Genomic DNA, 25,894 nt, shown 5'->3' with positions numbered 1-25,894 from the left:
CGAAGAGAATGGCTTGCACCCGGCCCTGGACCTTCGTCCAACGTCTGCGTTGGGCGGCTCCAGGAAGCGACGTAAACGATGCATGGAGGATGCAGGAAACCGTAGACTGAGGTGCGCTCGTCGCGCGCCATGCTCACGTCCTTCTCGCCCCAGCACCTGGTCCGGATCCTCGCTGTCGCCGCCGCGTGCGCGGTGCTCATGGGGCTGGTCGCGGCCTGGAGCGAAAGCCAGTCAGCGGGTGTCCGCCTCGCCCTGGTGGCGGTGAGCGCGTTCGTGCTGGCGGCGGTGGGCGCGCTCGCCGCGCTTCGCGCGATGGCCCGGAGCGAGCGTGAGTGCGCCCGGCTGCTCAACCAGGCGAATGACGCGCGGGCGCTGCGCGACGCGGTGATGGACATCACGCCGGTGGGCTTCGCGTTCTACGATCGCGACCTGCGCTACGTGCACGTCAATGCCGCGCTCGCCGCGATGAATGGCCTGCCGGTGGCGGCGCACCTGGGCCGCCACGTCGCGGAGGTGCTGCCGGCGCTGGGCACGGTGCTCGCGCCCCGGCTCGCCCGCGCGCTGGAGTCGGACGCGCCCCTGCAGGACCTCAGCCTCCAGGTGGAGACACCCGCCGCGCCCGGCGAGACGCGCTTCTGGTTCGGGAGCTACTCGCGCGTGCGCGGCTCGGGCGGCGCGGTGCTGGGCGTCATCGCGTCCCTGTCGGAGGTCACCGAGCGGATGCGCGCGGAGGCCTCCCTCCAGGAGCACGAGGGGCGCCTGGACGTGCTCACCCGGTCGCTGCCGGACTACCTGTGGGGTGGGAAGCTGCGGGACGGCGTGTTGCGTGACTTCTACTGCACGCCCGTCGTGGAGCGGACCACCGGCTTTCCGGCCAGCGCCTTCACCGCCGGCGGCGGCCCGGAGGGAACGCCCTCGCCGCTGTGGGCGGAGATGATCCACCCGGAGGACCGGACGCGCTACCGCGAGTGCATCGAGTCGCTGGCGCTGGCCCCGAGCACGGAGGTGGAGATTGAACACCGCATCATCTGCGCGGACGGGCGCGTGCGCTGGGTGCGCAGCCGCGCCGCGGCTTCCGGCCTGGACGACCGGGGCGGCGTGCACCTGGGCTGCGTCGTCACGGACGTCACCGACCGGCGGCTCGCGGACGACCTGCGCCAGCGATTGAACGACAGCTTCCGCCGCTCCGCGACGGAGTGGCGCCGCACCTTCGACGCGGTGGCATCACCACTGCTGGTGCTGAGCGCGGAGGGCATCATCCACCGGCTCAATGAAGCGGCCCGCCTGCTCTTCCGGGAGGCGGACCCCTCCGGCCAGCCGCTCTCCGTGACCGCCGGTGCGCCGCCCTGGTCCAGCGCGGGACCGCTGGTGGAGGAGCTGCGCGCGACGCACGGAAGCACCAGCCGCCAGGTGCACGACGCGGAGTCCCACCGCACCTGGGAGGTGTCGGCCGCCTGGGTGGACGAGAAGGCCAGCGAGGACCCCCGCATCATCCTGGTGGCTACTGAGGTCACCCGGCTGCTGGAGCTGCAGGCCCACGTGCGCCGCAGTGAGACCATGGCCGCCATGGGCGCCATCGTCGCGGGCGTGGCCCACGAGGTGCGCAATCCCCTCTTCTCCATCTCCGCGGTCGTGGACGCCATCGAGGCCACGTACGGCGCGCAGCCGGAGCTCAAGCCCTACCTGGACGTGCTGCGCGGCGAGGTGCGCCGCCTCACCCACCTCACGCAGGAGCTGTTCGAATACGGCCGCCCCACCCGGGGCGAGTGGACGGACGGCGCTGTGGGCGCGGTGGTCTCCGAGGCCCTGTCCGCCTGCATGCTCACGAGCGACAAGGCGGCGGTGAAGCTCGAGCGCGAGGTGTCCGACGCGCTGCCCCCGGTGCGCATGGACGCGCGCCGCCTGTTTCACGTCTTCCGCAACGTGGTGGAGAATGCCGTGCAGCACTCCCCCCAGGGCACTACCGTTCACGTAACGGCGGAGACCGTGGAAGAGGCGGGGCGCCCGTGGGTGCGCTGCACCGTCCACGACGGCGGGCCCGGATTCAAGAGCGAGGACCTGCCCCACGTCTTCGAGCCCTTCTTCAGCAAGCGTCGAGGAGGGACCGGGTTGGGGCTGTCCATCGTCCAGCGCATCCTGGAGGAGCACCAGGGGCGCATTCGCCTGTCCAACCACCCCCAAGGGGGCGCGGAGGTGACCATCCTGCTGCCCGCCCTTTCCCCCGCCGTTCACACCGGCACAACTCCGCAGTCACAGGTGTCATGACTCGCACCCGCATCCTGCTCGTGGACGACGAGCCCGGCGTCCGTCTGGGTATGAAGGGCTACCTCACCCAGCACGGCTTCGACGTGGATGAAGCCACCAGCGTGGCCGAGGCCCAGGAGGGCTTCCGCACGCACCGGCCCGACGTGGCCGTCATCGATTACCGCCTGCCGGATGGCACGGCGCTGGAGCTGTTGCCCCGGCTCAAGGAGCTGGACGCGGCGGTGCCCCTGGTGGTGCTCACCGGGCATGGCTCCATCGAGCTGGCGGTGCAGGCGGTGAAGGAAGGCGCCGAGCAATTCCTCACCAAGCCGCTGGAGCTGGCGGTGCTCAAGGTGGTGCTGGAGCGGCTCGTGGCCCAGCGGCGCGAGCGGCAGCGGCTGCTGGCGGACCGCTCGCGCGCGGTGCGCACGCAGGTGGATCCATTCATCGGGAACAGCCCCGCCATCCGCGCGCTGCGCGACCAGGCGGAGCGCGTGCGCGACAGCGACAGCCCGGTGCTCGTCACGGGCGAGACGGGCAGCGGCAAGAGCGTGCTCGCGCGCTGGCTGCATGAGGGGGGACCGCGCAAGGAGGCCCCCTTCGTGGACCTGAACTGCGCGGCGCTGTCCAAGGACCTGCTGGACTCGGAGTTGTTCGGCCACGAGAAGGGCGCCTTCACCAGCGCGGTGGCCGCGAAGCAGGGCCTGCTGGAGGTGGCGGACCGGGGCACGCTGTTCCTGGATGAGATTGGCGACATGGACGTGGCCGTCCAGCCCAAGCTGCTCAAGGTGCTGGAGGAGAAGCGCTTCCGCCGCCTGGGGGACGTGAAGGACCGGCGCGTGGACGTGAGGCTCGTGGCCGCCACGCACCAGGATCTGCAGCTGGCCGCGCGAGAGAAGCGCTTCCGAAGCGACCTGTACTTCCGCATCAGCACGCTCATCCTGCACGTGCCGCCCCTGCGCGAGCGCGCGGAGGACGTGCCGGTGCTCGCGAGCCACTTCCTGGCGGAGATGGGCGCGCACCGGGGCCGCGGCCAGGTGGAGCTGGAGCCCGACGCGGAGCGGGCCCTGATGGCCTACAGCTGGCCGGGCAACATCCGGGAGCTGCGCAACGTGCTGGAGCGCGCGGTGCTCCTGTCCGGCACCTCGCGACTGTCGCGCAGCGCCCTGCGCTTCGAGTCCCTGCTGCCCGCGGAGGAGCCGCTGGGCGAGGACCTCACGCTGGAGGAGCTGGAGCACCGCCACATCGAGCGCGTGCTGGCGCGCGAGGGCGGCCACGTGGAGCGCGCGGCGACGAAGCTGGGCATCTCCCGCAGCTCGCTCTACGCGAAGCTCAAGGGCTGGCAGCACAAGGGCGGCTGACGGCGGCCCACTCGACCTCCTTGCCCATACGCCCTAGGGTCCGCGCCCACGATGAGCCAGAGCCTGACCCTGCTTGCGGGCCCCGACGCCCTGCGCACCCTCCGGGAGCGCGGACTGCGCGCGGAGGACGTGGACATCCTTCCAGGCGCTTCCGGCGGCCCGAAGTGGCTGGGGCTGGAGGGAATCGACCGCGTCCTGTTCGGCGAGTTCCTCCAGGGGCCCCGCACCCGGCCGCTGCATCTCATTGGCAGCTCCATCGGGAGCTGGCGGCTCGCGTGCCTGGCGCGGAAGGACCCGGTGGCCGCGCTCCGGCGCTTCGCGGACGCGTACCTGGAGCAGCGCTATCCGCCCAAGCCTCCCCCCTCGCTGGTCAGCGAGAGGAGCGCGACGATACTGGATTCCCTCCTGGGGCCGGACGGCGTGGAGGAGATCCTCACGCACCCGTGGGCGCGGCTGCACGTGGTGACGACCCGGTGCAAGGGATTGCTGGCAATGGAGCCGTCCAGCGTGCAGCTCGCGGGCTTCGTGCTGGGCGCGCTGGCGAACGCGGTGAGCCGCCGGACGCTCGGGCTCCACATGGAGCGCGTCATCTTCCATACCGCCGGGGACTCGAGCCCGTTCGCGGGGCTCAAGGACCTGCCGTCCGTGCACCGTCCCCTCACCCGCGACAACCTGCGCCCGGCGCTCATCGCGTCGGGCTCCATCCCGATGGTGCTCGCGGGCGTCCATGACATCCCGGGTGCGCCCCTTGGCACCTACCGGGACGGCGGTGTCGTCGACTACCACCTGGACGTCGACTACGGCACGGGTGAGGGGCTGGTGCTCTATCCGCACTTCTACCCGTACGTCGTGCCCGGCTGGTTCGACAAGTCGCTCAAGTGGCGCCGCGCGGGGCCGCTCAACTTCCGGCGCGCGCTGATCATCACGCCGTCCCCCGCGCACCTGGCGCGGCTGCCCGGTGGACGCATCCCGGACCGCGCGGACTTCACGCGGATGCCGGCCGACGACCGGATCCGCGCGTGGAGGCAGGTGCTGACCGAGGGCGACCGCATGGCGGATGAGCTGCGGGAGCTGCTTGCCTCGGGCCGCATCGCGGAGCACGTCCAGCCGCTGTAGCGCGCGGATCCACTCAGCAAGCAAGCCACGTTCGAAGTGAGGCGTAGACCTCCGGGTGGTCGAGCAGGTCCAGGTGGTTCGCGCCTGGGATGATGCGCTGGTTCGCTTCCGGGAACCGCAGCGTCAGCTCCGGCAGGGCATGGCGCCCGAGCGCGCTGTCCACCGGCACCAGTCCGTCACCCGGCGGACGCCGCGACAGCGTCTTCGCGGTGGTCGCCGCGACCGCGTAGCAGTCCACGCCTTCCGGCAGCGCGAGGGCTCTACGCGCATCGCCCCCCCACCCGAAGCGCTCCCGCCCCTCCCAGTGCGCGTCGAGCACGTTGCCGAAGCGAAGGTCCGTGACCCCGGCACCGCGGATCCGTCCCAGGCGTGTGAACGGCGCGCTGTACGGGCTGATCTCCAGCAGCACGTCCACCCAGCTCCCTCCGCGCTCCAGCGGTGAACCGTGATGGGGCGAACCCAGGCAGACGAGCCTCCGCAACAAGGGACGCCAGCCATGGCCCCCGGTCTCCGCCGCGAGGCACGCGCTCCGCGCCACGAGCCCACCCATGCTGTGTCCCAGGAGCGTCAGCGATTCGAGCGGTACGGGCCAGCAGGCCACGAGCTGTTCCAGCAGCCCCGAGAACGCACGTCCGTTCCGGGAGATGTGCAGGCCGCTGTTGTAGTGGAGGTACACCGGCGTGTAGCCAAGCTCGCGCGCCAGCGCCGCGCCGTGGTCATGCCCTCGCCGGTTCCACTGCAGGTCGTTCATCGAGGAGCCATGAACCAGCACGAGCAGCCGGCTGCCTGCCTCCGGGAGGGTGGCGCGCAGGGCCTCCGGCTCCAGGCACAACGGCTGCCCGTGGACCCGGAACGCCATCGGGATGGCGAGCGGGTTGCCTTCCTCCTCCAGCGCATCCCCGAGCACGCCGTTCAGCGCGGAGAGCAACGCCTCACGCTGAGGCCCCGGAGCACCGTCCCCCAGCCACGGAGAGAGCCCCGCGAGCACGGCATCCAGCCCCTCCCCGACGTGCCGGGTGACGCCCAGGAGCGTTCCGTAGAGCAACCCCGTCATGGCACGCGCCGGGCGCTCCAGCGGTCTGCCCAACACGGACGGCCCGCTGGCGATGGTGCGGTGCATCTCCTCCACGAGCCCCATCACGCCTCGGGTGGCTCGCACCGCCAGGCGGCTGGCCCCACGCAAGGCATCGGCGTTCTTCCGCGTTCCCTGAGACCGGTTGTTCATGGCGCGTGCCTCCATGGCCATACCTACCGGACCGTAACCTACCCATCCGTAACCACGAGGTCAAACCGGGGTCCGCCTCAAGCGCTCCAGCTCTTCGCGCAGGGAGCGGTTCTCCGAGCGGAGCGTCTGGAGCTCGGCCGACACCGGACGCAGCATCTCGTCCAGCTCCGCCTCGGTGAACCGGGGCGTGATGTGCTGGGGACAGTTCCAGTCGAAGCCCTCGACCTTGAGCACGAAGCCGCGCTCCACCTTCGCGTCATAGCCGGGGACCTCCAGGCGCTTGAGCGTGGCGGCGTCCGTTTCGCGGGTGATGACGGACGCGTGCGCCAGGACCTTCAGGCGCGCACGGTTCGGGTAGTCCACGAAGATGAGCGCGACGCGGTCGTTCTCGCTGACGTTGCCCGCGGAGATGTACTGCTTGTTCCCCCGGTAGTCCGCGAAACCCAGCGTGTGCGGGTCCAGCACCCGGACGAAGCCCGGCGGGCCGCCCCGGTGCTGGATGTAGGGCCATCCGTTGGAGCCGATGCTGGCCATGTAGAAGCTGTCGCGCTGGGAGAGGAACTCCGCCTCGTCGTCCGTGAGCACGTCCAGGGTGTCTCCCGTTCGCTCGACACGGGCATAGGCGGCGCGGCTCCCGAACTTCTCCTGGAGCGCCTGGACCGCGGGGGTGAAGGCCAGTCTTGCGAATCGTCCCATGGCACTGTTCTAGCCATCCAAAGCGGTGAAACAATCAGCCGGTTCAGCAATCCTTTATTGTCAGCTACGCAAGAATCATGGACCAGCTCTTCACGCTCCGGACGTTCGTCGCCGTCGCCAGGCAGGGAAGCTTCACGGCCGCCTCTCGCCGGCTCCGCATCTCCCCTTCCGTGGCGACGCGGGCCGTGGCCCAGCTCGAGGAGCGGCTCGGAATCGCGCTCCTCACGCGCACGACGCGCTCCGTGCGCCTCACCGAACGCGGGCAGATCTACCTGGAGCGCTGCCAGCGGCTGCTGGAGGACCTGGACGAGGCCGACCGCCGCGTCCGCGGTGAGAACGCCGAACCCCGAGGCGAGCTCCACCTCTCCGCCCCCATCGTCTTCGGGCGGCTCCACGTCCTGCCCGTGGTCCAGAAGCTGCTCGCGGCGCATCCGGCCCTGTCCGTCCGCATGCACCTGTCGGACAGGAACCAGCACCTCGTGGACGAAGGCATCGACGCGGCCGTCCGCCTGGGAGAGCTGAAGGACAGCAGCCTCATCGCCCTCAAGGTCGGCACCGTCCGCCGCGTGCTGGTGGCCAGCCCCCACTACGTGAAGCAGCACGGGTCACCCCGCTCGCCCGCCGAGCTGAGCCGCCATGAGCTCATCGCCTTCGAGAACCTCGACGCGACGAACGAGTGGCGGTTCGGAGAAAGGGAGCAGCCGGTGCGCATCCAGCCCCGGCTCATCCTCAACAGCGCGGACGCGGCCATCGCGGCGGCGGAGCAAGGCGCCGGCATCGCGCGCACGCTCTCATACCAGGTGGCGGACGCCGTGCTCGGGGGGCGGCTGGTCCTGCTCCTCGGGGCATTCGCGCCGCCTCCCGTCCCGGTGAGCGTCATCTACCCCGGACGCCGCAGCGCCTCCGCCAACGTGGGCGCGTTCGTCCGCACGGCGCGCGGCCACTTCGAGGAGCACCCGCTCCTGCCCGTCGAGGCGTGGCGCCCGTCCAGGCCCACGGGTGGCAAAGCCAGACGCTGAAAAAGCGAAAGGGCCCCGGCGTTTCCACCGAGGCCCTTTCGCACGCTGCGGGGCCTGCCCCCTGTTGGGACTCAAGACCGCCGTCGAATTCAACCTCGAGGTTCTATGAACTCCCGGAAGCCGTTCTTCCTCAGCCGGGTGGCTCGTCAGGGGCTCGTTCCAGAACCGCCACGTTGACCTCTGCACGCACCTCGAAGCCGAGGCTGCGGTAGAGCGCAATCGCAGGGGTATTGGTCGCCCACGCATGCAGGAAGGCACGGTCACCGCGCCGCTGAATGGCTGCGACGACGGCTGTCGAAAGTCGGCGTGCCAGGCCCTGTCCTCGGAAGTCCGGGTGGGTGCAGACGCCGCTCACCTCCGTGTGGCCGGGGAAACGCATGCGCTCCCCAGCCATGGCGGCGAGCCTGCCGCCACGCCGGATGCCCAGAAAGCGACCCATCTGATGCGTTCGAGCCAGGAAGGGACCGGGCTCGGTCAGCGAGGCCAGCGCAAGCATCTCGGGCGCGTCGTCTTCGGTGAGCGATTCACACTCGTCTTCGTGCTCCTCGGTCAGCTGCCGGGTCGCGACCATCTGCACGCCACCGGCGGTCTTGATTGCGCGCAGCCCCGATGGCACCAGGACAGGAGGCACCTGCAGGACGTAGACCCGCTCGCCGGGAGGCACGAGCGCCGCGAGCGCCGCCTGGGCTTCGGGCTCGTCATCCCGCGCCGAGGCGAAGAGGTTGACCTCCGGAACGAACCGTCTGGCACGCTCGTCGCCTTCGGCCACCGAGACGTGGAACGTGGTGAGGGATGCCCAGACAGGACGATCGAGCTCAATCATGCCGACGAGCTCCCTTGGCGAGCCGAGCTGCACGGGCGGCAAGTGGCAGCTCCTCGAGCGCGTCCTCCAACAGGGCCAACTGCGCAAGGAAGCGACCCGACTCATCGCCGCAAGCGTCGCGAACCGCGGCCTCGATGAACGGAAACGTGTGCCGCCTCAAGCGCGCCAACAGTCCCCGGCCGGCCGGGGTCAGCGCGATGACGCGCGCGCGTCCGTCGTCCTCGGCGGCACCCGAGCGGACCAATCCCGCGGCCTCAAGCGCCCCCGTCATACGCGTCACACCTGGCTGCGTCACACCGAGGGCACGCGAGAGGTCACCCACGGTCATCGCCCCACCGCTGTCCAGCGCCTCCAGTGGCGGCAGGTGCGAGGCAGGCACCGGCACTTCGGCCTCGTCGAGAATGACCTGTGTGTGCGTCTGAAGCCGGTCTCCAATGCGCTTCAGACGGGTGCCCAGCGCAAGGTGGCCGAGCCCCCTCAGGACATCTTGGTTCGATCCGCCCATGACGTGTTATATAACTTGTTATCAAATTCACCACAAGCGCTCCGCCAGCAGCATGAGAGGGATCGAGCGGCGGGTGAAGATAGCGGCCGTTAGCGCTCAGCGCGCAGACGTGGGCGCCTTCGTCCGCACGCTGAAAAGCGAAAGGGCCCCGGCATTTCCACCGGGGCCCTCTCTCAAGTTGCGGGGGCAGGATTTGAACCTGCGACCTTCGGGTTATGAGCCCGACGAGCTACCAGGCTGCTCCACCCCGCGTCACCGTGACGCGGTACTGCGATTCTCGCTTTGAACACCCGGGGTCGAAACTTTCATTTCGACCCCGGGCTTTTCAAGTTGCGGGGGCAGGATTTGAACCTGCGACCTTCGGGTTATGAGCCCGACGAGCTACCAGGCTGCTCCACCCCGCGGCGAGAACGAGAGGGTAAGTACCGAAGCCCCTCGCTACCGTCAACACCTATCTCGGCGCCCCATCGCATTGTCGCGGGCGAGCGCCGAGATGGCGTGACGTCACTACTTGCCCAGCTTGCTGAGCAGATCCGCGAAGGTGCCGAAGCCCTTCTTGCCGCCGCCCACCGGCTGCTGCGTCTTCTGCCACGCCTCCACCTCGGCGCGCTCCTCCGCGCGGATGGCCGCGGGGATGGACAGGCGGATCTTCCCGGAGGCGTCGATGTCGATGATCGCCACCTTCAGCTCCTGGCCGATGGAGAAGTGCTTGCGCATGTCCGTGCCGCGGTCGGTGCCCGTCTCGCTGGCGGGGATGAGCCCCTTGCCGCCCGGGAACGCGAGGAACACGCCGTACGGCTCCAGCCGGTCCACCTTGCCGACGACGACCGCGCCCACCTTGGGACGGGGCGCCGCGGGCTCCTTGGGAGCGGACGGGGCCTGGGCCTCCTTCGCGGGACGCTCCTCGGGAGGACGCTGGGCCTCCTCCTCGGAGATGCGGCGCAGGCCGATGCGCTTGTCATTGGGGTCGATCTTCTCGACGGAGACCCAGATGACCTCGCCTTCCTTCACCGCGTCGCGCGGGTGCGCGATGCGCCGGTCGCTCAGCGCGGAGATGTGCACCAGGCCGTCCACGCCCGGGCGCAGCTCTACGAACGCGCCGAAGGGCTGGAGCCGGACGACCTTGCCCTGCAGGCGGTCGCCCTCCTTGATCTCCTCCAGCGCCTTCTTGAACGGATCCTCCTGACGCGAACGCAGCGACAGGGTGATGCGCTCCTTCTGCTTGGCCTTGTCCGGGGAGTTGGGCTGGCCCTCCTCCATGCGGAGGATCTCCACCTCCACATCGTCGCCCTGCTTCACCACGTCGCTGGGGTGCGCGACGCGCGTGTAGGAGAGCTCGGAGACGGGGATCATGCCCTCCACGCCGCCCAGGTCGACGAACACGCCGAAGTCGCGCACGCCGGAGACCTTGCCCTTGACCGTCTTGCCCACGGCCAGGGTCTTGCGCGTCTCCGTCGCCAGCCGGCGCTGCTCGTCCTCCAGCAGCGAGCGGCGCGACAGCACGACGTTGCGGTCGCGCACTTCGGTCACGCGGAACTGGAGCTTCTCGCCGATGAACTGATCCGGCTTCTCCACGAAGCGGATGTCCAGCTGGCTGATGGGGCAGAAGGCGCGCGTCTCGCCGATGGCGACTTCCACGCCACCCTTGTTCACGCTGAGGACCAGGCCCTCCACCGGCATGCCGGAGGCGCGGGCCTCCGCGAGCATCGCGAAGGACGCGTTGCCCTTGGCGAGCGCGCGGCTGAGCATGATGCCCTTGGCGCCCATCTCCACGACGTGCGCCTCCAGGCGGTCACCCACGCCGAAGCGCAGGATGCCCTCGTCGTCCTTGAGCTCGCGCAGCTCGATCATCGCCTCCGACTTCGCGGAGCCGTCCAGCGACACGAACGCGGTGTCCGCGCCCAGCTGGAAGATGGTGCCGGCGACCTTCTCGCCCACGCGCACCCCACGGCGGCCGGGAGCGCCACCGTCCTTGACCTGCGCCTCGAACATGTCCGCGAAGGACTCGGTCTCCGGGACCTCGTCGTACAGCGGGCTGGACGCCGCGGGGGCCGGCGTCACCGGACGCGGGGCCGGAGCCGGCGTGGAGGCCGCGGAGGCCTGCGCGTCGGCGCCCGTCTGCTCCGCGGTCGCGGTCGCCTCGGCGGGCTTCTCACCCTCCAGGGCGCGCGTCTCAATGGAGCCCGAGGCCCGCTTCACGACCACCATGGGGCCGGACGGACGGCGCTCGCCGCCTCCACCGCCACCCCGGCGCTCGCCGCCACGGCCGCCGCCGCGCTCGCCGCCGCCACGGGGCGCGTCGCCCTGGGGACGGGGCTGCGACTGGGCGTCGCGAGGCCCGCGATCACCGCGGCCCGGCCCGCTCTTCTCATCCCGGCCGCCACGGCCACCGCCGCGCTCGTTGCCCTGGCCCCCAGAAGGGATGCCCAGCATCACGTCGCCAAACGTGGCCTTCGGCTTCTTGGGACCGAAACCGCCAGGACCGCCCGAATTTCCGCCGCTCTTCTCGTCGCTCACTGCCGAGACCTTCCGTTGACGATTTCCGACCCGGGACTTCCTTGAAGTCAGGGCCTCTTGAAAAAGGCGGCGGACTTTACACGCGCGCCATGCCCGGAGGAAGCCGCATGCGGCCATCCCCTTCACAATCGGCCTCCTATCCCAACGAAAAGGGGCCTGTCCTGCATTCCGTTTGAGCCCCCAGACACTGCCTGGGGGGCAGCCGTGCCGCCGGGCGCCGCGCCGCGTCTACCGGGCGAGCCCCAGCTTGCGGCCCACCTTCCGGAAGACGGCGCCCGCCTCCGGGACGCCCAGCGCGGCGGACACCGCGAAGTAGACGACGCCAAAGGGCACCGCCGTCGCCAACAGGCCCAGCACCGGGTGCAGCCGGGGCGGCACCAGCAGGGTCCCGCCCCACTCCGCCGCCACCCCGGGCATGGGGCCCAGGAGGCCGGTGAGCCCCTGTTTGACGGCCAGGGCCACGAGCCCGCCCACCACCGCCGCGCCATACAGCCGGGGCAGGAGCCCCGAAGGCAGGCCCACGGGCCCCACGATGGAGCGCAGCTTGCGTCGCAGGAGCGTGGTCTCCACCCAGGCGACGATGCCGCTGGACAGGGTGAGGAACGCCGCGCCCAGCTCCCGGGGCAGACCCAGCCGCTCGGGCAGCCACAGCGCCAGGAACCAGGCCTTCACGGTCCCCAGGGCCACGCGCACGATGGCGAAGCGCAGGGGCGTCTTCGGATCCTTCAGCGCGTAGAAGGCGGAGGCGTAGAGCCGGCCCACGGTGGACGCCACCAGGCCCACCGCCGCGCCCATCAGCAGGTACCAGAGGTAGCGCGAGTCCGAGGCGCCGAAGCGGCCCGTCTGCAAGAGCGCGCCGCTCACCAGGTCCCCCAGGAAGAAGAGCGCCACGGCGGAGGGCACCACCCAGAAGGCGATGCGCCGCGAGCCCGCGTCGATGCGGCTTCGCAGCTTCGTGTGCGCCTGGGCCTCCCCTTCCGCCGTGGCGCGCGCCATCTCCGGCAGCTCCGCGGCGGACACCGCCATGCCGAAGAGGCTCACCGGGATGAGGTAGATGGTCTGCGCGTAGAGCAGCGAGGACAACGCGCGGTTGGAGATGAGCGACGCAAAGGCGGTGTCCACCCACGCGCTGAACTGCACCACGCCCCGCCCCAGCACCACCGGCCCGAAGTTCTTCAGCACCTGGCGCACGGAGGCGCTCGCCAGCGATAGCACCGGGCGGAAGTGGCCCAGCAGGCGCATCACCGTGGGCACCTGCACCGCGAACTGGAGGAAGCTGCCCAGCACCACGCCGTAGGCCAGCCACTCCGTCACGGCCTCTTCCGCGGCGCGGCCCCCGGCCGTGCCGTACACGCCGCCCACCCCCAGCAGCGTGGCGATGATGACGACGTTCCACACCACGGGCGCCAGGTAGGAGAGGAGGAAGCGCCGGTGGCTGTTGAGGATGCCCAGGCACCACGCGCTCAGCACCAGGAAGCCCGTGCCCGGGAAGAGGATGCGCACCAGCCGCACGGCCAGGTCGCGCTCGTTTCCCTGGAAGCCCGGCGCGATGAGGTCCACGAACAGCGGCGTGGCCAGCATGCCCAGCGCCACCATCACCGCGGTGGCCATGGCCAGCAGGCCGAACACCGCGCCCGCGACCCGGTCCGCCTCGTCCCCGTCCTTCTTGCCCAACAGCTGGGCGTAGACGGGGATGAAGGAGCCCGACAGCACGCCTTCACCGAAGAGGTTCTGGAGGAAGTTGGGGATGCGTAGCGCGGCCTTGAAGACGGCGGCGGCCTCCGCGTTGCCCAGGTAGTGCGCGAAGACCCGCTCGCGCACCAGCCCCATCAGGCGCGACGCCAGGATGCCAATGCCCACCAGCATCGCGCCCCGGCCTCCCGCGCTGCGTTCAGGGCTGGACGGAAGAGGCGCGGCCGGAGGGCCGGCGGGCGGAGGCGAGGCGGGTGCGGGGGCGGTCACGAAGGGGCGGACTCTACGTCCGGCGTTCTTCGGCATGCAGCAGGAAACCCTTCGACCGCTGTTTCACTTGACGGTCTCCCCACGGGTTGCGAGGGTCCGCCCCCAATGGCCGGAAAGTCCGACACCGAGCGGTCCGACGTCGCGAGAATCCGCGCCGTCCTGGCGCGCGAGCTCGAGACCATCAATGAGTACGAGGCGTTCGCCGAGGACTCCACCCACCCGGAAGTGAAGGCCTTCTTCCTCCACCTGGCGGCGGAGGAGAAGGAGCACGTGTCCGAGGCGACCCACATGCTCCGCATGCTCGACAAGGGTCAGGACGCGCACTTCGCCAGGCCCTTCGTCCCCGGCCACTTCCAGGCCGCCGTGGGGGGGGCCCCCTCGGAGCCCGCCCTGCCCGCCGCCGAACCGCCGCCCGTGGTGACGCGCGCGCCGCCACCCGCCCCGGCCGCGGTGGGCCGCCTGGCGAACGAGCCCCTGACGTCCCTGCCGCCCCAGCGCCTCATCTACGGCGTCCCCGCGCCGCCGCCTTCGGCCAACGGCCATCCGCTCACCATCGGCAGCCTGCGCCGCGGCGGTGGAAGCGGCGGCTCCGGTGGCGGTCGTTAGAACCCTTTCGTTTCCTTCCTTCTCCTCTCCCCTCCTCTGCCGCCGCTCGTGACGGAGACACCGATGCCTGACTTCCTTGGACATGCCGAGAACCCGCTGCGCGAAGAGGAGTGGGCGCGCCTCAACGAGACGGTGATCCAGGTGGCGCGCCGTTCGCTGGTGGGCCGCCGCATCCTGGACATCTACGGGCCGCTGGGCGCGGGCGTGCAGACGGTGGCCTACGACGAGTTCCAGGGCGTGTCCCCGGGCGCGGTGGACATCGTCGGTGAGCAGGAGACCGCGATGGTCTTCACCGACGTCCGCAAGTTCAAGACCATCCCCATCATCTACAAGGACTTCCTGCTGCACTGGCGGGACATCGAGGCGGCGCGCACGCACAACATGCCGCTGGACGTGTCCGCCGCCGCCGGCGCCGCCGCGCTGTGCGCGCAGCAGGAGGACGAGCTCATCTTCTACGGCGACCAGCGCCTGGGCTACGAGGGCCTGATGACGGCCAATGGCCGCCTCACCGCCACGCTCGGGGACTGGACGGCGCCGGGCGGCGGCTTCCAGACCATCGTGGAGGCCACGCGCAAGCTCAACGAGGCCGGCCACTTCGGGCCCTACGCCGTGGTGCTGTCGCCGCGCCTGTACTCGCAGCTGCACCGCATCTACGAGAAGACGGGCGTGCTGGAGATCCAGACCATCAGCCAGCTGGCTGCCGACGGCGTCTACCAGTCCAACCGCCTGCGCGGTGAGTCCGGCGTGGTGGTGTCCACGGGCCGGGAGAACATGGACCTGGCGGTGGCCATGGACATGGTCGCGGCCTACCTGGGCGCCAGCAAGATGAACCACCCGTTCCGCGTGCTGGAATCGCTGCTCCTGCGCATCAAGCACCCGGACGCCATCTGCACGCTGGAAGGCGCCGTCCCCGCCGCTCCTCCGGCACGCCGTTAGGTCGCGGCCCCGCGCGAAAGACTCATGGCCAAGGTCCTGGTCATCGACGACGAGACGAACCTGCGCAAGGTGCTGGCCGCCCTGCTGCGCCGCGACGGGTTCGATGTCACCGTGGCGGAGAACGGCGAGCAGGGCCTGGCCGAGTTCCACAAGAACGGCGCGGACATCGTCGTCACCGACCTGGTGATGCCCAAGCTGGGCGGCATGGAGGTGCTCGCCGCCGTGCGCGCCGCCAACCCGGACGTGCCGGTGATCATCATCACCGCGCACGGCACCGTGGACTCCGCGGTGGAGGCAATCAAGGCGGGCGCGTTCGACTACATCACCAAGCCCTTTGATCAGGCGGAGCTCTCCTCCGTCGTGGCCAAGGCCGCCAAGACGAACGAGAGCGCCAAGCGCTCCGTGCGCGCGGACCACAAGGCCCGGTCCGCCATCATCGGCGAGTCGCCGCAGATTCAAGACGTCTACAAGATCATCGACAAGGTGGCGGACACGCCCTCCACGGTGCTGATCACCGGCGAGAGCGGCACGGGCAAGGAGCTCATCGCCACCGCGCTGCACGGGGCGTCCAGCCGCCGCGACAAGCCGTTCATCAAGATCAACTGCGCCGCCATCCCCGCCACGCTGCTGGAGAGCGAGCTGTTCGGCTACGAGAAGGGCGCCTTCACCGGCGCCGTCACGTCCAAGCCCGGCCGCTTCGAGCTGGCCGACGAGGGCACCCTCTTCCTGGACGAGATCGGCGAGATCCCCGTCGAGATGCAGGTGAAGCTGCTGCGCGCGCTCCAGGAGGGCGAGTTCGAGCGCGTGGGCGGCATCAAGACGACGCGCGTGAACGTGCGCCTGGTGGCCGCCACCAACCGCGACCTCCAGGCGGAGATCGAAGCGGGCCGCTTCCGCAAGGACCTGTACTACCGGCTGGCGGTGGTGCCCATCGTGCTGCCCGCGCTGCGCGAGCGCCGGGGCGACATCCCGATGCTCGCCTCGCACTTCGTGGACAAGTACAACCGGCGCCTCCACAAGAAGATCGAAGGCATCGCCGACGACGCGCTCGCGCTGCTCCAGGCGTACGCGTGGCCGGGCAACATCCGCGAGCTGGAGAACCTCATCGAGCGCGTGCTGCTCTTCGCGGACGGCCCCCTCATCACGGCGAAGGACCTGCCGGAGCCGGTGCGCGGGGGAGCGGGCGTGCAGGCGGGGGCACAGGTCGCCGCCTCGCTGGGCACGCTGGACGTCCCCGTGGGCGAGGTCGGCCTCAAGGACATCGTGCGCATGAAGGCCGCGGAGCTGGAGCGGGACCTCATCGTCAAGAAGCTGGAGGAGACGGGCGGCAACGTCACGCGCGCCGCGCGCCTCCTGCAGATCAGCCGCAAGTCACTCCAGACGAAGATGAAGGAGTTCGGCCTGCGCGACACCACCCCGGACGGGCAGGACGACGGCCCGGACGAGTAGCCTGGGGCCGCCGAAATATCGCTTCTTCGCCAGCGGTTTCGGCCCCCGCGTACCTTCTTACCCTCAGGGAGCCTGAATGCGGCCGAATCTTCCCACCCTCGGTGGACCACCGAAGCGCAATCCCTTCGGACCGGTGGTTGCCGTCTCCGTCATCCTCGGCGCGGCCGCGGGTGGCGTGTGGTGGTGGAAACAGCGCATGGCGGATGTCCCCATGGACGTCGCCTCGCAGACCGCGTCCGCGCTGGACGCCGGCACCGTGGCCCAGGCGCCCGTGGCTCCGCCCGCGCCCACCGACCCCGTGAAGGCCGCCGGCCTGGAGCGCGTGTCCATCCGCATCGAGGGCCCGCTGGAGACGGCGCTCGTCCAGGCCTCCGACGCCACCGTGGGCCCCGCCCTGGCGCAGGTGGTGACGCGCACGCTGGTGTGGTGGGTGCGCGTCCCCGGCGAAATCCTCCGGGGGGACACGCTGGACGTCCTCTTCCAGCGCCGCCCCAACGAGGAGCCGCTGGTGTACGCGGTGCGCTTCGTGAGCGGCAAGACGGGCCAGACGCACCGCGCCTACCGCTTCACGCCCGCGGGTGAGCAGAACGCCCGCTACTACCTGCCCGGCGGCGACGAGCTGGAGCTGCGGATGGAGAAGTCGCCCATCGACAGCTACGAGCAGATCACCTCGCTCCTGCGCGACGGCCGCGGCCACAAGGGCGTGGACTTCCGCGCGCCGGTGGGCACGACGGTCCGGGCGCCCTTCGCGGGCGTCATCAAGCGCAAGAACTGGAACTTCGGCAGCAACGGCAACTGCATCGAGCTGGTGGAGTCCGGGGGCAAGGGCCGCCGCGCCCTCTTCCTGCACCTGGCGGAGCTGCCCAAGAGCATCCAGCCCGGGATGCGCGTCAACGTGGGCCAGGTGCTGGCCCAGAGCGGCAACACGGGCCACTCCTTCGCCCCCCACCTGCACTACCAGCTGATGCTGGGCGAAAACCGGGTCCTGGACCCCTTCGACCAGCACAAGACCTTCCGCGCGTCCCTGGCGGCCGCCCAGAAGGGCGCCTTCGACACGGAGGTCCAGCGGCTGGACGGACTGCTGGGAACGTCCGTCGCGGGGAAGTAAAGCCCCACCCATTTCTTGACACTCCTCCGACGGCACGGCTAGCTGGCAGGCCTGGGCCGTGGTCGTCGGAGGTAGTGGATGCACAGGTTTCGCGCCGTCATCGCCGCGCTGACGCTGGGCGTGCCGTTCGCCGCCAGCGCGGCGGAGATCACTCGGATTGCTTCCTCGTTCGAGGACGATGATCCGTTCGACCTCTTCCTCGACGTGGGCTTCGAGCGCACGCAGACGCGCGCGAAGATCGTCCGCGAGCAGCTTCGCGGGGGTGACGCCACCAACGTCTCGGAGGTCAACGAGCTCTGGTACAAGGGCACGGACGCGCGGTTGAACCTCGCCGTGGCCTTCGGCCTCTGGAAGGACCTGGAGTTCAGCTTCAAGCTGCCCATCGTCTTCCAGCAGAACGAGACCTGGAACTTCGTCTCGGGGACGACCCAGGGCAACTCCACCATCACCAACAGCTGCTTCAACGCGGACGGCTCGCCGTACTCGGCCGAGGGCTGCGTGGGCCGGCTCTTCCAGGTCCCCCAGGAGAGCTACCGCGGCGGCCTGGGCAACATGCACTTCGGGCTGGCGTACGCCTTCTTCAACCAGGAGAAGGACGACACCAAGCCCACGTGGATCGTCGGCATCGACTACGAGGCGCCCACCGCCAAGCAGCGCGACCCGAGCCTGGACAACACCGACCCGGACGGCGACCGCGGCAACGTGGGCGACCGCGTCCACAAGTACCAGCTCTACACGTCCTTCTCGCGGAAGATGGGCGTGGCGGAGCCGTACTTCAAGGCGTCCCACACCATCCCGGTGCGCGGCCCCGGCGCGTACTCCAACTGCGATCAGTCCGGTGCTCCCGCCCCGGGCAACCTGGGTGCGCCGTACAACTGCTACAAGGAGCCGTGGACCCGCAAGGAGACGGGCATCCAGGCCCCCTCGCAGACGGCGCTCACCTTCGGCATGGAGCTGGTGCCCTTCGAGAACGCGGCCCGGTCCCAGAAGTTCGCCCTGGACGTGCGGCTGCTGGGCAACTACGTGGGCCGCGGCCGGTACTACAACGAGCTGAGCTCCGCGCTGCGCAAGCTGCTCACCTCCGACGACTACTTCCAGGTGGGTGGCCAGCTGGGCGTCACCGCCCGCGCCGCGCAGGCCTTCACCATCCGGGCCTCCGGCAACTTCCTCTACAACACGGACCACCTGCTCACGACCGAGGCCATTGGCCAGGACCTGAACGGCGACGGCACCGTGGACACCGCCCCGGGCTCGGACGAGCTGAACCCCACGTTCGACTGGCGCTACGACCTGGTGTCCCGCCGCTTCCGGGCCATCCAGAGCACCACGTTCCGCTTCGACCTCGGCGCGACCTTCAGCTTCTGAAGGCCGCACCCGACGAAGCAGCGGCGGGGCTCCCCTACCGCTGCTTCAGTCCCAGGCCCAGCCGGTACACCTCCTGGCCGGGCCACCCCGCGCGGCGGGCCAGCTCCGTGCTCAGCGGCTTGAGCTTCTCGCCGCGAGCCAGGCCCGACTCCAGCGCCCGGCGCAGCTCCTCCTCGCTCCAGCGCTGCTCCCCGGTGCGGCCCTCCACCAGCACCACCACCTCGCCCCGGGTCTCCTCGCCCGCGTAGCGCGCCACGAGCGCGGACAGCGGCCCCCGGACGAACTCCTCGTGCAGCTTGGTCAGCTCGCGCGCCACGCACGCGCGGCGGTCGCCCCAGGCCTCCTGCAGGTCCACCAGCGTCTCCGCCAGGCGGCGCGGGGACTCGTAGAGGACGCAGGTGGCGGACAGGGGCGCCACTTCATCCAACATGGCCCGGCGCTCCGGCCCCTTGCGCGGCAGGAAGCCCAGGAAGTGGAAGCGCCCGGTGGGCAGGCCTGACGCGCTCAGGGCGGCCACCAGCGCCGTGGGCCCGGGCACCGGCTCCACCTTCAGGCCGCGCTCCAGCGCCTCCGCCACCAGCTTCTCTCCCGGGTCGCTGATGCCGGGGCTGCCCGCGTCGGTGACGAGCGCGCAGTCCTCCCCCGCCTCGATGCGGTCCAGGATGCGTCCGGCGCGCTGCCCCTCCGCGAAGGCGGGCAGGCTCACCAGGTCCTTCCCGGTGATGGCGAAGTGGTCCAACAGGATGCGTGAGTGCCGGGTGTCCTCGCACGCGAGGAAGCCCACGGTGCGCAGCGTCTCCAGGGCCCGGGCGGTGACGTCCCCCAGGTTCCCGATGGGCGTGGCCACGAGGTAGAGCGTTCCAGCCAAGGGATGGATTCCTTTACATGCCAGCGTCGAAGGCGGCGGGCAGGTGCTCCACCCGGGCGTGCTCGCCCTGGCCCACGACGGAGATGACGTCGAAGCGCACCATGCGCCCGTCGATGCCATTCTGGAAGAGATAGTGCAGCGCGGCCTTCACCACCCGGCGCTGCTTGGCGAAGGACACGGTGTGCGACGGGTCTCCCCACGCGGCCGTGGAGCGCATGCGCACCTCCACGAAGCACACGAGCTCCCCCTGCTCCGCCACGATGTCCAGCTCGCCGTAGCGGCACGTCCAGTTGCGCGCCACCACCCGGAAGCCCTGCGACTCCAGCAGGCGCACGCCCTCCGCCTCCGCCACGTCCCCCACGTCCCGCCGCGTCCCCATGTCCGTCCCCCGCCGCCCCAGGTGCTTCCTCGCGGCGGCTAGACGTTAACGGTGCCGTCCGACATCTGGCCGAAGCCGGGGTGGGCGGTGACGTGCAGCACCTGCGTGAGCGTGCCCAGGTGCTTGAGCATGCGGGCGACGAGGGGCAGCTTCGCCTCGTCCACGCCCGTCAGCACGTCGTCCAGGAGGAAGGGACGCTTCACCCGGGCGCACGTCTTCTCCACCACCGTCATGCGCAGCGCCAGGTAGTAGAGGTCGATGTCCTTCGGGGACAGCTCGCCCACGGGGATGCGGTTGTTCTGCGTGAGCAGGAAGGCGTTGCCCTCGCGGTCCCACTCCACGCCCTGATAGCGCCGGTCCGTGAGCGCGGTGAGGTACTGCACGCAGCGGTCCTTCAGCAGCGCCTGCACCGACAGCATGTCGGTCGTGAGCACGTCCGCGGCCTGCGACAGCACCAGGGGGGACGGGTCCTCCAGCGGATCCACCGGCGCCGGCGTCTGGCCCGGAGCCGCGGCCACCGGCACCGGGGGCGCCTTCGCCAGCGCGATGGACTCCTTCAGGCGGGACAGCTCCCGCTCCACCTCGCGCAGGTCGCGCACGTAGGTGCCCTTGGCGGACAGCTCCGCGTTGAGCGTCTCCTGCTGCGCGCGCAGCTCCTGTCCGTCGCGCAGGGCGGCCTGGTACTCGGGGGAGGCTTCGTACTCCTCCAGCTGCGTCTGCAGCTCTCCCAGCCGGATGCCGAGCAGGTCCTTCTGCTCCAGCGCGGCTGGGATCTCCGTGTGGGACTCCAGGTTCAGGGCCTTGATGGCCATGCGCACCGGCGCCTCCTCGAGCTCGAACTCGTCGAGGATCTTCTTCTGCCGCGCGTCCTTGCGGTTGTCCTTGGAGCCCTTGCGCGTGGCGTGCTGCAGGTCGTCCACGTAGCGCAGCGCCATCCACGCGGCCGTGCCGAAGGCGGGGATGTTGATCAACGCCAGGTAGCGCCACATGGGGTGCGCCGCGACGATGCCCAGGCCCACGCTCAGGCCCATGAAGAGCACGCCCGCGCCCAGGCCCCCCCAGAAGAAGCGGTTCTCGGTGAGCGGCGGCACCTTCAGCGACACGTCCTCCTGCTCCGGCTCGCGGTCCGTCTCCAGCCGCGCCAGCGCCTCGTCCCGCCGCGCCACCGCCTTCGGGTAGCGCTTCACGCGCGTGAGGATGTCCAGCGGCAGGCCCAGCGACTCCGGCGAGGGCGCCGCGCGCCAGGCGGCCTCCGCGTTCGCGATGGCCTCCTTGAGCCCCTCGCCGCCCTTGAGCTTCGAGTCCGCCTCGAAGATGAGCGACGCCAGCTCGTCCACCTTGAACTGGAGCTGATCCACCTCCTTCGCGGTGACGAGCTCCTTCTGCAGCACCTTCACCTTCGCCTCGGCGGCCGGGATGTCCTCCGCCGGCGTCACCTGGGAGGCGGCCGCCAGCGACGGCGTGGTCCCGGAGGCCTTCGCACCCGCCGCCGCGGCGGCCTTGGCCACGCTCTTGCGGGGCCGGCGCGACGGCAGCATCACCAACTGGAGGCAGTACACCTGTTCGAAGGTGGTGCGCGGAGGCAGGCCCGCCTGGCCGCGCAGGTACTGGTTGATCTCCGAGACGTCCGTGGACACGAGCTCCGGCTGGCTGGTGGCGGGATTGAGCCGGTGCAGCGATCCGGAACCGCCCAGCTCGCGCAAGATCCGGTACGTCATCCCGTCCTGCCCCACGAACGTCAGCGCGGCCTTGCCGGAGCGCCCCGCGGAGCCCACGAGGCTCGCGTCTCCACCCCGGCCATCCGCGAACAGCAGCGACAGCGCCACGTTCGCCAGTGGCAGCACGTCCGCCGTGGGCGGCTTGAGGATGAGGTACCCGGTCTTCAGCGGGAAGCGCCCTGCGGGAGAGAACCCGCGGACGTTCTGGATGGCGACCTCGACGAAGTGCATGGCGCGCGCAGTCTAGCCCGAACGAAAAAAGGAGCGTCCAGTGATGGACGCTCCTTCTCGCACGCGGCCGCGAAGGCCGCGAGAGGGTTTCTGAAGACCTACTAGCCCCGGGCGGCGGCAGCCTTGGCGGCGAGCTTCTCCGGGTCCACCAGCACGTCCACGCGCGAGGCCTTGCCCTTCAGCTCGCGGAGGTAGAACAGGCGCTTGCGGTTCACGTCGCCGCGGGTGAGGACCTCGATCTTCTCGTAGCGCGGGCTGTGGATGGGGAAGATGCGCTCCACGCCGACGCCGAAGGACATCTTGCGAACCGTGAAGGTCGCGCGGTTCGTGCCCTTGGTCTTGCGGATGACCACGCCCTCGAAGGCCTGCACGCGCTCCTTCTCGCCTTCCTTGACCTTCCAGTGGACGCGAACGGAATCACCCGTGCGGAACTCGGTGATGTCCTTGCGCAGGAACTTGTTTTCGACGTGCTCGATGAGGCTGCGGCGCATGACGGACTCCAGAAAGCGGAACTTGACGCGTAGGACGCGTGGAAAAGAGCGGGCCGTCCTAGCAGAGACCGCCGGGACGAACAAGCCTGCAACAAAAGGTTCCGCGAGAACACGGAGGGTTACAATGCTTCTTCTTCCCTGGCGAGCAGTTTCTGATCCGCCTTGCTGAACTCCAGCCGCGCGAACAGGTCGGGCCGCCGCTCCTGCGTCAGCTTGATGGCCTTCCACCGGCGCCACCGGGCGATGCGGGCGTGATCGCCGGACTGGAGGACGGCCGGCACCTCGGCCCCTCTGAAGACGGGCGGCCGGGTGTAGTGCGGGTGCTCCAGGAGGTTCTCCTCGAAGCTCTCCGCCACGGACGACGCCTCGTTGCCCAGGACTCCGGGCACCAGCCGCGCCACCGCGTCCACCACCGCCATGGCGGCCACCTCCCCGCCCGTGAGCACGAAGTCGCCCAGGGACAGCTCGCCGTCCAGGAAGGGCATCACCCGCTCGTCCACGCCTTCGTACCGGCCGCAGACGAGGATCAGCCCGGCCTCGTGCCGCGCCAGCTCCTTCGCCGTCGCCTGCGTGAACGTGGGTCCCCGGGGGCTCATCAGGAGCACCTTCGCCCCGGGCTGACGGGCCCGGGCGGCCTCGATGGCGGCCACCAGGGGTTCGGGCTTCATCACCATGCCGGCGCCGCCGCCGTAGGGCGCGTCGTCGGTGACGCGGTGCTTGCCCTCGGCGAAGTCGCGCACGTCGGTGAGCGTGACGGAGAGCAGCCCCTTCTCCTGGGCCTTCCCGAGGATGCTCGCGCCCAGATAGCCGGACACCATCCCGGGGAACAGCGTGAGCAGCTCCACGCGGTAGCTCACCCGCCGTCTCCAGGGCCTTCCGGTCCGTCCGCCTCCAGGTACTCCGGAGGCCGGATCACGATGCGCCCCGCGGGCACGTCCACCGCCGGCACGAACTCATCCGCGAAGGGCACCACCAGCTCTGGCCGGCCCTTCGCGCGGATCACCAGGTTGGGCACTTCACCGGTGGCCCAGACCTCCTCCACCGTGCCCAGGGAGGCGCCCTGCTCGTCCACGGCGGCAAGCCCCACGAGGTCGCCCTGGAAGAACTCGCCCTCCTCGGGCGGCTCCAGGTCCTCGCGGTAGACGAACACCTTCGCGCCCACCAGCGCCTCGGCGGCCGTGCGGGACTCCACGCCCTCGAAGAACACCAGGTCCTCCTTGTTGGCCGGACGGAAGGTCTCCAGGGCGTACTCGCGCTCCTCACCGGAGCGCAGGCGCAGCCGGACGCGCTCGACGGTGCCGAGCGTCTCCGAGGCGGGGTCGAAGCTCCTGACCGCCACCTCGCCGCGCAGCCCGTGCGCACGGGCCACGTAGCCCAGCTCCAGACAGGGCTGCGCGCTCACCGCGCGGCGTCCGGAGCGGGCGGCGCCGGGGGCGAACCCGGGGCGCGGCGGTCGTCGAGAATCTCCAGGCGGACCTTCTGGCCCTGCTTCTGGGCGGCGGCGTTGATCAGCGTCCGGAGGGCGTTCACGGTGCGCCCATCACGTCCGATGACCTTGCCGACGTCCTCGGGGGCGACCTTCAGCTCATAGAGCCGGCCGCCATCCGCCTCGGAGATGCGCAAGGTGACCTGGTCGGGTTGATCAACCAGGGCCTTCGCCAGATACGTGAGCAGCGGCTCCACGTCTTGTCCAGACGGGGGCGTGCTCAGGCGGTGGTCGCCGGGGCCTGCTTCTTCGCCGTCTTGATGAGGTCCGCGACCGTCTCGGAGGGCAGCGCGCCGCTCTTCAGCCAGTAGTTCAGCCGCTCCTCGTTGAACTGCACCTTCGCGGGGCTGTGGTTGGGGTCGTAGGAACCGACCTGCTCCAGGAACTTGCCGTCGCGCGGGCTGCGCGAGTCGGTGGCAACCACGTGGTAGTACGGCATCTTCTTGGCGCCCGCGCGGGCAAGACGGAGGACAACGGCCATGGAACGCTCCAGCGAAATCGTGTGACTTCTACGGTAACAGGCGGAGGGGGGCGCTCTTAGCGCCCCGCCGACTGGATTGTCAAGGAAGCTCGGGTGCTTATGTCACACCGGGGCTTCAGCGGCCGTCTCGTCGCGGTTGGCGAGCTGACCACAGGCCCCGGCGATGTCCCGGCCCCGGTTCTTCCGGATGTATGCCGCGACGTGGGCCTCGGCAAGGATGGCCCGGAACTCCTCGGCCCGCTGCTCGCCGGTCGTCTGGAACCCCAGGCCAGGGTTCTCGTTGTACGGGATCAGGTTCACCTTCGCGGGAATGTCGCGCAGCAGCTCCTTCAGCCGGTGCGCGTCCTCGTCGGTGTCGTTGAACCCTTTGAGCAGCACGTACTCGAAGGTGATGCGGCGGCCCTGGCGCAGGGGGAACTTGCGGCAGGCATCCAGCAGCGCCTGGATGTTCCACTTGCGGTTCACCGGCATCGTCTTGCTGCGCTGCTCGTCCGTGCTGGCGTTGAGCGAGATGGCCAGCTTGACGTCCGTCTCCTGGCCGAAGCGCTCGATCATGGGCACCAGGCCCACGGTGGAGACGGTGATGTGCCGGTGGCTGAAGTTGGGCCCCTCCTCCGACTGGAGGATGGAGAGCGCCGTCTTGAGGTTCTCGAAGTTGTGGAGCGGCTCGCCCATGCCCATGAACACCAGGTTCGTGAGCGGACGCAGCGTCTCCAGGCCCTCGTTGGCGCGCACCTCGCGGTTCACCGCGTGCACCTGGGCGACAATCTCCCCGGGCGTCAGGTTGCGCTTCAGCCCCAGCGTGCCCGTCATGCAGAACGAGCAGGCCATGGCGCAGCCCACCTGCGTGGACACGCAGAGCGTCTTGCGGTCCTCCGACGGCATGTAGACGGACTCGATGAAGCGCCCGTCGCGCGTCTTGAAGCGGTACTTGATGGTGCCGTCGACGCTGCGCTGCTCCAGGTCCTTCACCAGCGGGACGATCTCCGCCTTGACCTTGAGCTTCTCGCGCAGGGCCTTGGACAGGTCCGTCATCTCGTCGAACGAGGTGGCGCCGCGTTGGTGCAGCCAGCGGTAGAGCTGCGCCGCGCGGAACGGGCGCTCGCCCAGTTCCTCGCTCAGGAACAGCGCGAGCTTCTCGCGAGACAGGCTGGCCACGTCGACCAGCTTCGCGGGGGCCGGCACCGGCAGGGGCTCGGTGACTGGGAGGGCTGTGGCGGTAGGCTCGGACATCATTCAGTCGGGGCTAACGAAGGGCAGTGAGGCGTGCTTCCCACAAGAAGGCACGGCAAGTCAAAGGAGAGCCCG

Annotated in this window: 24 protein-coding genes and 2 tRNA genes; 9 read left to right on the top strand and 17 right to left on the bottom strand. The window is 70.1% G+C overall.

The features are described 5' to 3' along the window. Nucleotides 1-129: 129 nt before the first annotated feature. The 3 genes from JYJ93_RS20575 to JYJ93_RS20565 are packed head-to-tail and all read left to right on the top strand — an operon-like array spanning nucleotide 130 to nucleotide 4,721. Complete coding sequence (locus JYJ93_RS20575; RefSeq protein WP_206793792.1) at nucleotides 130-2,265, top strand: ATP-binding protein; 2,136 nt, start codon at nucleotides 130-132, stop codon at nucleotides 2,263-2,265. After that, nucleotides 2,262-3,605, top strand: a complete 1,344-nt coding sequence (locus JYJ93_RS20570) for a sigma-54 dependent transcriptional regulator (protein WP_206793790.1) — start codon at nucleotides 2,262-2,264, stop codon at nucleotides 3,603-3,605. The genes JYJ93_RS20575 and JYJ93_RS20570 overlap by 4 nt, the downstream gene beginning before the upstream one ends. A 51-nt stretch (nucleotides 3,606-3,656) precedes the next feature. Next, nucleotides 3,657-4,721, top strand: coding sequence for a patatin-like phospholipase family protein (locus JYJ93_RS20565; protein ID WP_206793788.1), 1,065 nt, complete (start codon nucleotides 3,657-3,659; stop codon nucleotides 4,719-4,721). 13 nt (nucleotides 4,722-4,734) lie between these two features. Here the strand turns inward: JYJ93_RS20565 and JYJ93_RS20560 are convergent, their stop codons facing one another. Together JYJ93_RS20560 and JYJ93_RS20555 are read right to left on the bottom strand one after the other, a co-directional pair. Then, nucleotides 4,735-5,946 (bottom strand): alpha/beta hydrolase, encoded by a 1,212-nt coding sequence (locus tag JYJ93_RS20560; protein WP_206793786.1) that lies wholly within the window; start codon nucleotides 5,944-5,946, stop codon nucleotides 4,735-4,737. Nucleotides 5,947-6,006: 60 nt separating this feature from the next. Next, on the bottom strand, nucleotides 6,007-6,642 hold the full coding sequence (locus JYJ93_RS20555) for a pyridoxamine 5'-phosphate oxidase family protein (protein WP_206793784.1): 636 nt from the start codon (nucleotides 6,640-6,642) through the stop codon (nucleotides 6,007-6,009). A 77-nt stretch (nucleotides 6,643-6,719) separates the two neighbouring features. Here JYJ93_RS20555 and JYJ93_RS20550 point away from each other — a divergent pair, with 77 nt between their 5' ends. After that, nucleotides 6,720-7,661: a LysR family transcriptional regulator gene (locus tag JYJ93_RS20550; protein ID WP_206793782.1), complete on the top strand. Its 942-nt coding sequence runs from the start codon at nucleotides 6,720-6,722 to the stop codon at nucleotides 7,659-7,661. Between the two features lie 130 nt (nucleotides 7,662-7,791). On the opposite strand, the gene JYJ93_RS20545 is transcribed toward JYJ93_RS20550, so the two are convergent. The 6 genes from JYJ93_RS20545 to murJ all read right to left on the bottom strand — a co-directional run bounded on the left by JYJ93_RS20545 (nucleotide 7,792) and on the right by murJ (nucleotide 13,468). Continuing rightward, nucleotides 7,792-8,484, bottom strand: a complete 693-nt coding sequence (locus tag JYJ93_RS20545; protein WP_206793780.1) for a GNAT family N-acetyltransferase — start codon at nucleotides 8,482-8,484, stop codon at nucleotides 7,792-7,794. Beyond that, a complete protein-coding gene (locus JYJ93_RS20540; protein WP_206793778.1) occupies nucleotides 8,477-8,989 on the bottom strand; it encodes a MarR family transcriptional regulator in 513 nt (170 codons plus the stop codon). Before JYJ93_RS20540 ends, JYJ93_RS20545 begins: the two co-directional genes overlap by 8 nt. A 178-nt stretch (nucleotides 8,990-9,167) precedes the next feature. Next, a tRNA-Met gene (locus JYJ93_RS20535) sits at nucleotides 9,168-9,241 on the bottom strand. A 78-nt stretch (nucleotides 9,242-9,319) separates the two neighbouring features. Next, a tRNA-Met gene (locus tag JYJ93_RS20530) sits at nucleotides 9,320-9,393 on the bottom strand. A 103-nt stretch (nucleotides 9,394-9,496) separates the two neighbouring features. After that, nucleotides 9,497-11,506, bottom strand: a complete 2,010-nt coding sequence (locus tag JYJ93_RS20525; protein ID WP_206793776.1) for a S1 RNA-binding domain-containing protein — start codon at nucleotides 11,504-11,506, stop codon at nucleotides 9,497-9,499. Nucleotides 11,507-11,734: 228 nt separating this feature from the next. Then, the gene (gene murJ / locus JYJ93_RS20520) at nucleotides 11,735-13,468 is read right to left on the bottom strand and encodes a murein biosynthesis integral membrane protein MurJ (RefSeq protein WP_206793774.1); all 1,734 of its coding nucleotides are present in this window, start codon (nucleotides 13,466-13,468) and stop codon (nucleotides 11,735-11,737) included. A gap of 105 nt (nucleotides 13,469-13,573) precedes the next feature. Here murJ and JYJ93_RS20515 point away from each other — a divergent pair, with 105 nt between their 5' ends. The 5 genes from JYJ93_RS20515 to JYJ93_RS20495 all read left to right on the top strand — a co-directional run bounded on the left by JYJ93_RS20515 (nucleotide 13,574) and on the right by JYJ93_RS20495 (nucleotide 18,932). Continuing rightward, on the top strand, nucleotides 13,574-14,074 hold the full coding sequence (locus JYJ93_RS20515) for a ferritin (RefSeq protein ID WP_206793772.1): 501 nt from the start codon (nucleotides 13,574-13,576) through the stop codon (nucleotides 14,072-14,074). Nucleotides 14,075-14,137: 63 nt separating this feature from the next. After that, nucleotides 14,138-15,010: an encapsulin nanocompartment shell protein EncA gene (gene encA / locus JYJ93_RS20510; RefSeq protein WP_014397288.1), complete on the top strand. Its 873-nt coding sequence runs from the start codon at nucleotides 14,138-14,140 to the stop codon at nucleotides 15,008-15,010. A gap of 24 nt (nucleotides 15,011-15,034) precedes the next feature. After that, on the top strand, nucleotides 15,035-16,459 hold the full coding sequence (locus JYJ93_RS20505; protein ID WP_206793770.1) for a sigma-54 dependent transcriptional regulator: 1,425 nt from the start codon (nucleotides 15,035-15,037) through the stop codon (nucleotides 16,457-16,459). A 76-nt stretch (nucleotides 16,460-16,535) separates the two neighbouring features. Next, the gene (locus JYJ93_RS20500) at nucleotides 16,536-17,567 is read left to right on the top strand and encodes a M23 family metallopeptidase (RefSeq protein ID WP_206793768.1); all 1,032 of its coding nucleotides are present in this window, start codon (nucleotides 16,536-16,538) and stop codon (nucleotides 17,565-17,567) included. A gap of 78 nt (nucleotides 17,568-17,645) precedes the next feature. Beyond that, the gene (locus JYJ93_RS20495) at nucleotides 17,646-18,932 is read left to right on the top strand and encodes a hypothetical protein (protein ID WP_206793766.1); all 1,287 of its coding nucleotides are present in this window, start codon (nucleotides 17,646-17,648) and stop codon (nucleotides 18,930-18,932) included. Nucleotides 18,933-18,966: 34 nt separating this feature from the next. On the opposite strand, the gene rsmI is transcribed toward JYJ93_RS20495, so the two are convergent. The 9 genes from rsmI to rlmN all read right to left on the bottom strand — a co-directional run bounded on the left by rsmI (nucleotide 18,967) and on the right by rlmN (nucleotide 25,819). Beyond that, nucleotides 18,967-19,800: a 16S rRNA (cytidine(1402)-2'-O)-methyltransferase gene (gene rsmI, locus JYJ93_RS20490; protein WP_206793764.1), complete on the bottom strand. Its 834-nt coding sequence runs from the start codon at nucleotides 19,798-19,800 to the stop codon at nucleotides 18,967-18,969. A gap of 13 nt (nucleotides 19,801-19,813) precedes the next feature. Further along, nucleotides 19,814-20,179: a YraN family protein gene (locus JYJ93_RS20485; protein ID WP_161662756.1), complete on the bottom strand. Its 366-nt coding sequence runs from the start codon at nucleotides 20,177-20,179 to the stop codon at nucleotides 19,814-19,816. A gap of 38 nt (nucleotides 20,180-20,217) precedes the next feature. Beyond that, a complete protein-coding gene (locus JYJ93_RS20480; RefSeq protein ID WP_206793762.1) occupies nucleotides 20,218-22,128 on the bottom strand; it encodes a chromosome segregation protein SMC in 1,911 nt (636 codons plus the stop codon). Between the two features lie 101 nt (nucleotides 22,129-22,229). Then, nucleotides 22,230-22,619: a 50S ribosomal protein L19 gene (rplS, locus tag JYJ93_RS20475; protein ID WP_206793760.1), complete on the bottom strand. Its 390-nt coding sequence runs from the start codon at nucleotides 22,617-22,619 to the stop codon at nucleotides 22,230-22,232. Nucleotides 22,620-22,738: 119 nt separating this feature from the next. Next, on the bottom strand, nucleotides 22,739-23,476 hold the full coding sequence (trmD, locus tag JYJ93_RS20470) for a tRNA (guanosine(37)-N1)-methyltransferase TrmD (RefSeq protein WP_206793759.1): 738 nt from the start codon (nucleotides 23,474-23,476) through the stop codon (nucleotides 22,739-22,741). Continuing rightward, the gene (gene rimM, locus JYJ93_RS20465) at nucleotides 23,473-24,021 is read right to left on the bottom strand and encodes a ribosome maturation factor RimM (protein ID WP_206793757.1); all 549 of its coding nucleotides are present in this window, start codon (nucleotides 24,019-24,021) and stop codon (nucleotides 23,473-23,475) included. The genes trmD and rimM overlap by 4 nt, the downstream gene beginning before the upstream one ends. After that, entirely contained in the window at nucleotides 24,018-24,302 is a 285-nt protein-coding gene (locus JYJ93_RS20460; protein ID WP_014397298.1) for a KH domain-containing protein, read from the bottom strand. The genes rimM and JYJ93_RS20460 overlap by 4 nt, the downstream gene beginning before the upstream one ends. Nucleotides 24,303-24,325: 23 nt before the next feature. After that, complete coding sequence (gene rpsP, locus JYJ93_RS20455; protein WP_014397299.1) at nucleotides 24,326-24,586, bottom strand: 30S ribosomal protein S16; 261 nt, start codon at nucleotides 24,584-24,586, stop codon at nucleotides 24,326-24,328. Nucleotides 24,587-24,688: 102 nt separating this feature from the next. Next, nucleotides 24,689-25,819 (bottom strand): 23S rRNA (adenine(2503)-C(2))-methyltransferase RlmN, encoded by a 1,131-nt coding sequence (rlmN, locus tag JYJ93_RS20450; RefSeq protein WP_206800395.1) that lies wholly within the window; start codon nucleotides 25,817-25,819, stop codon nucleotides 24,689-24,691. Between the last annotated feature and the right edge of the window lie 75 nt (nucleotides 25,820-25,894).

This window comes from Corallococcus sp. NCSPR001 (genome assembly GCF_017309135.1).
Lineage (GTDB): Bacteria > Myxococcota > Myxococcia > Myxococcales > Myxococcaceae > Corallococcus.
The sequence above is the reverse complement of the archived record's forward strand: the minus strand, read 5'-3'. Positions and strand labels throughout refer to the sequence as shown.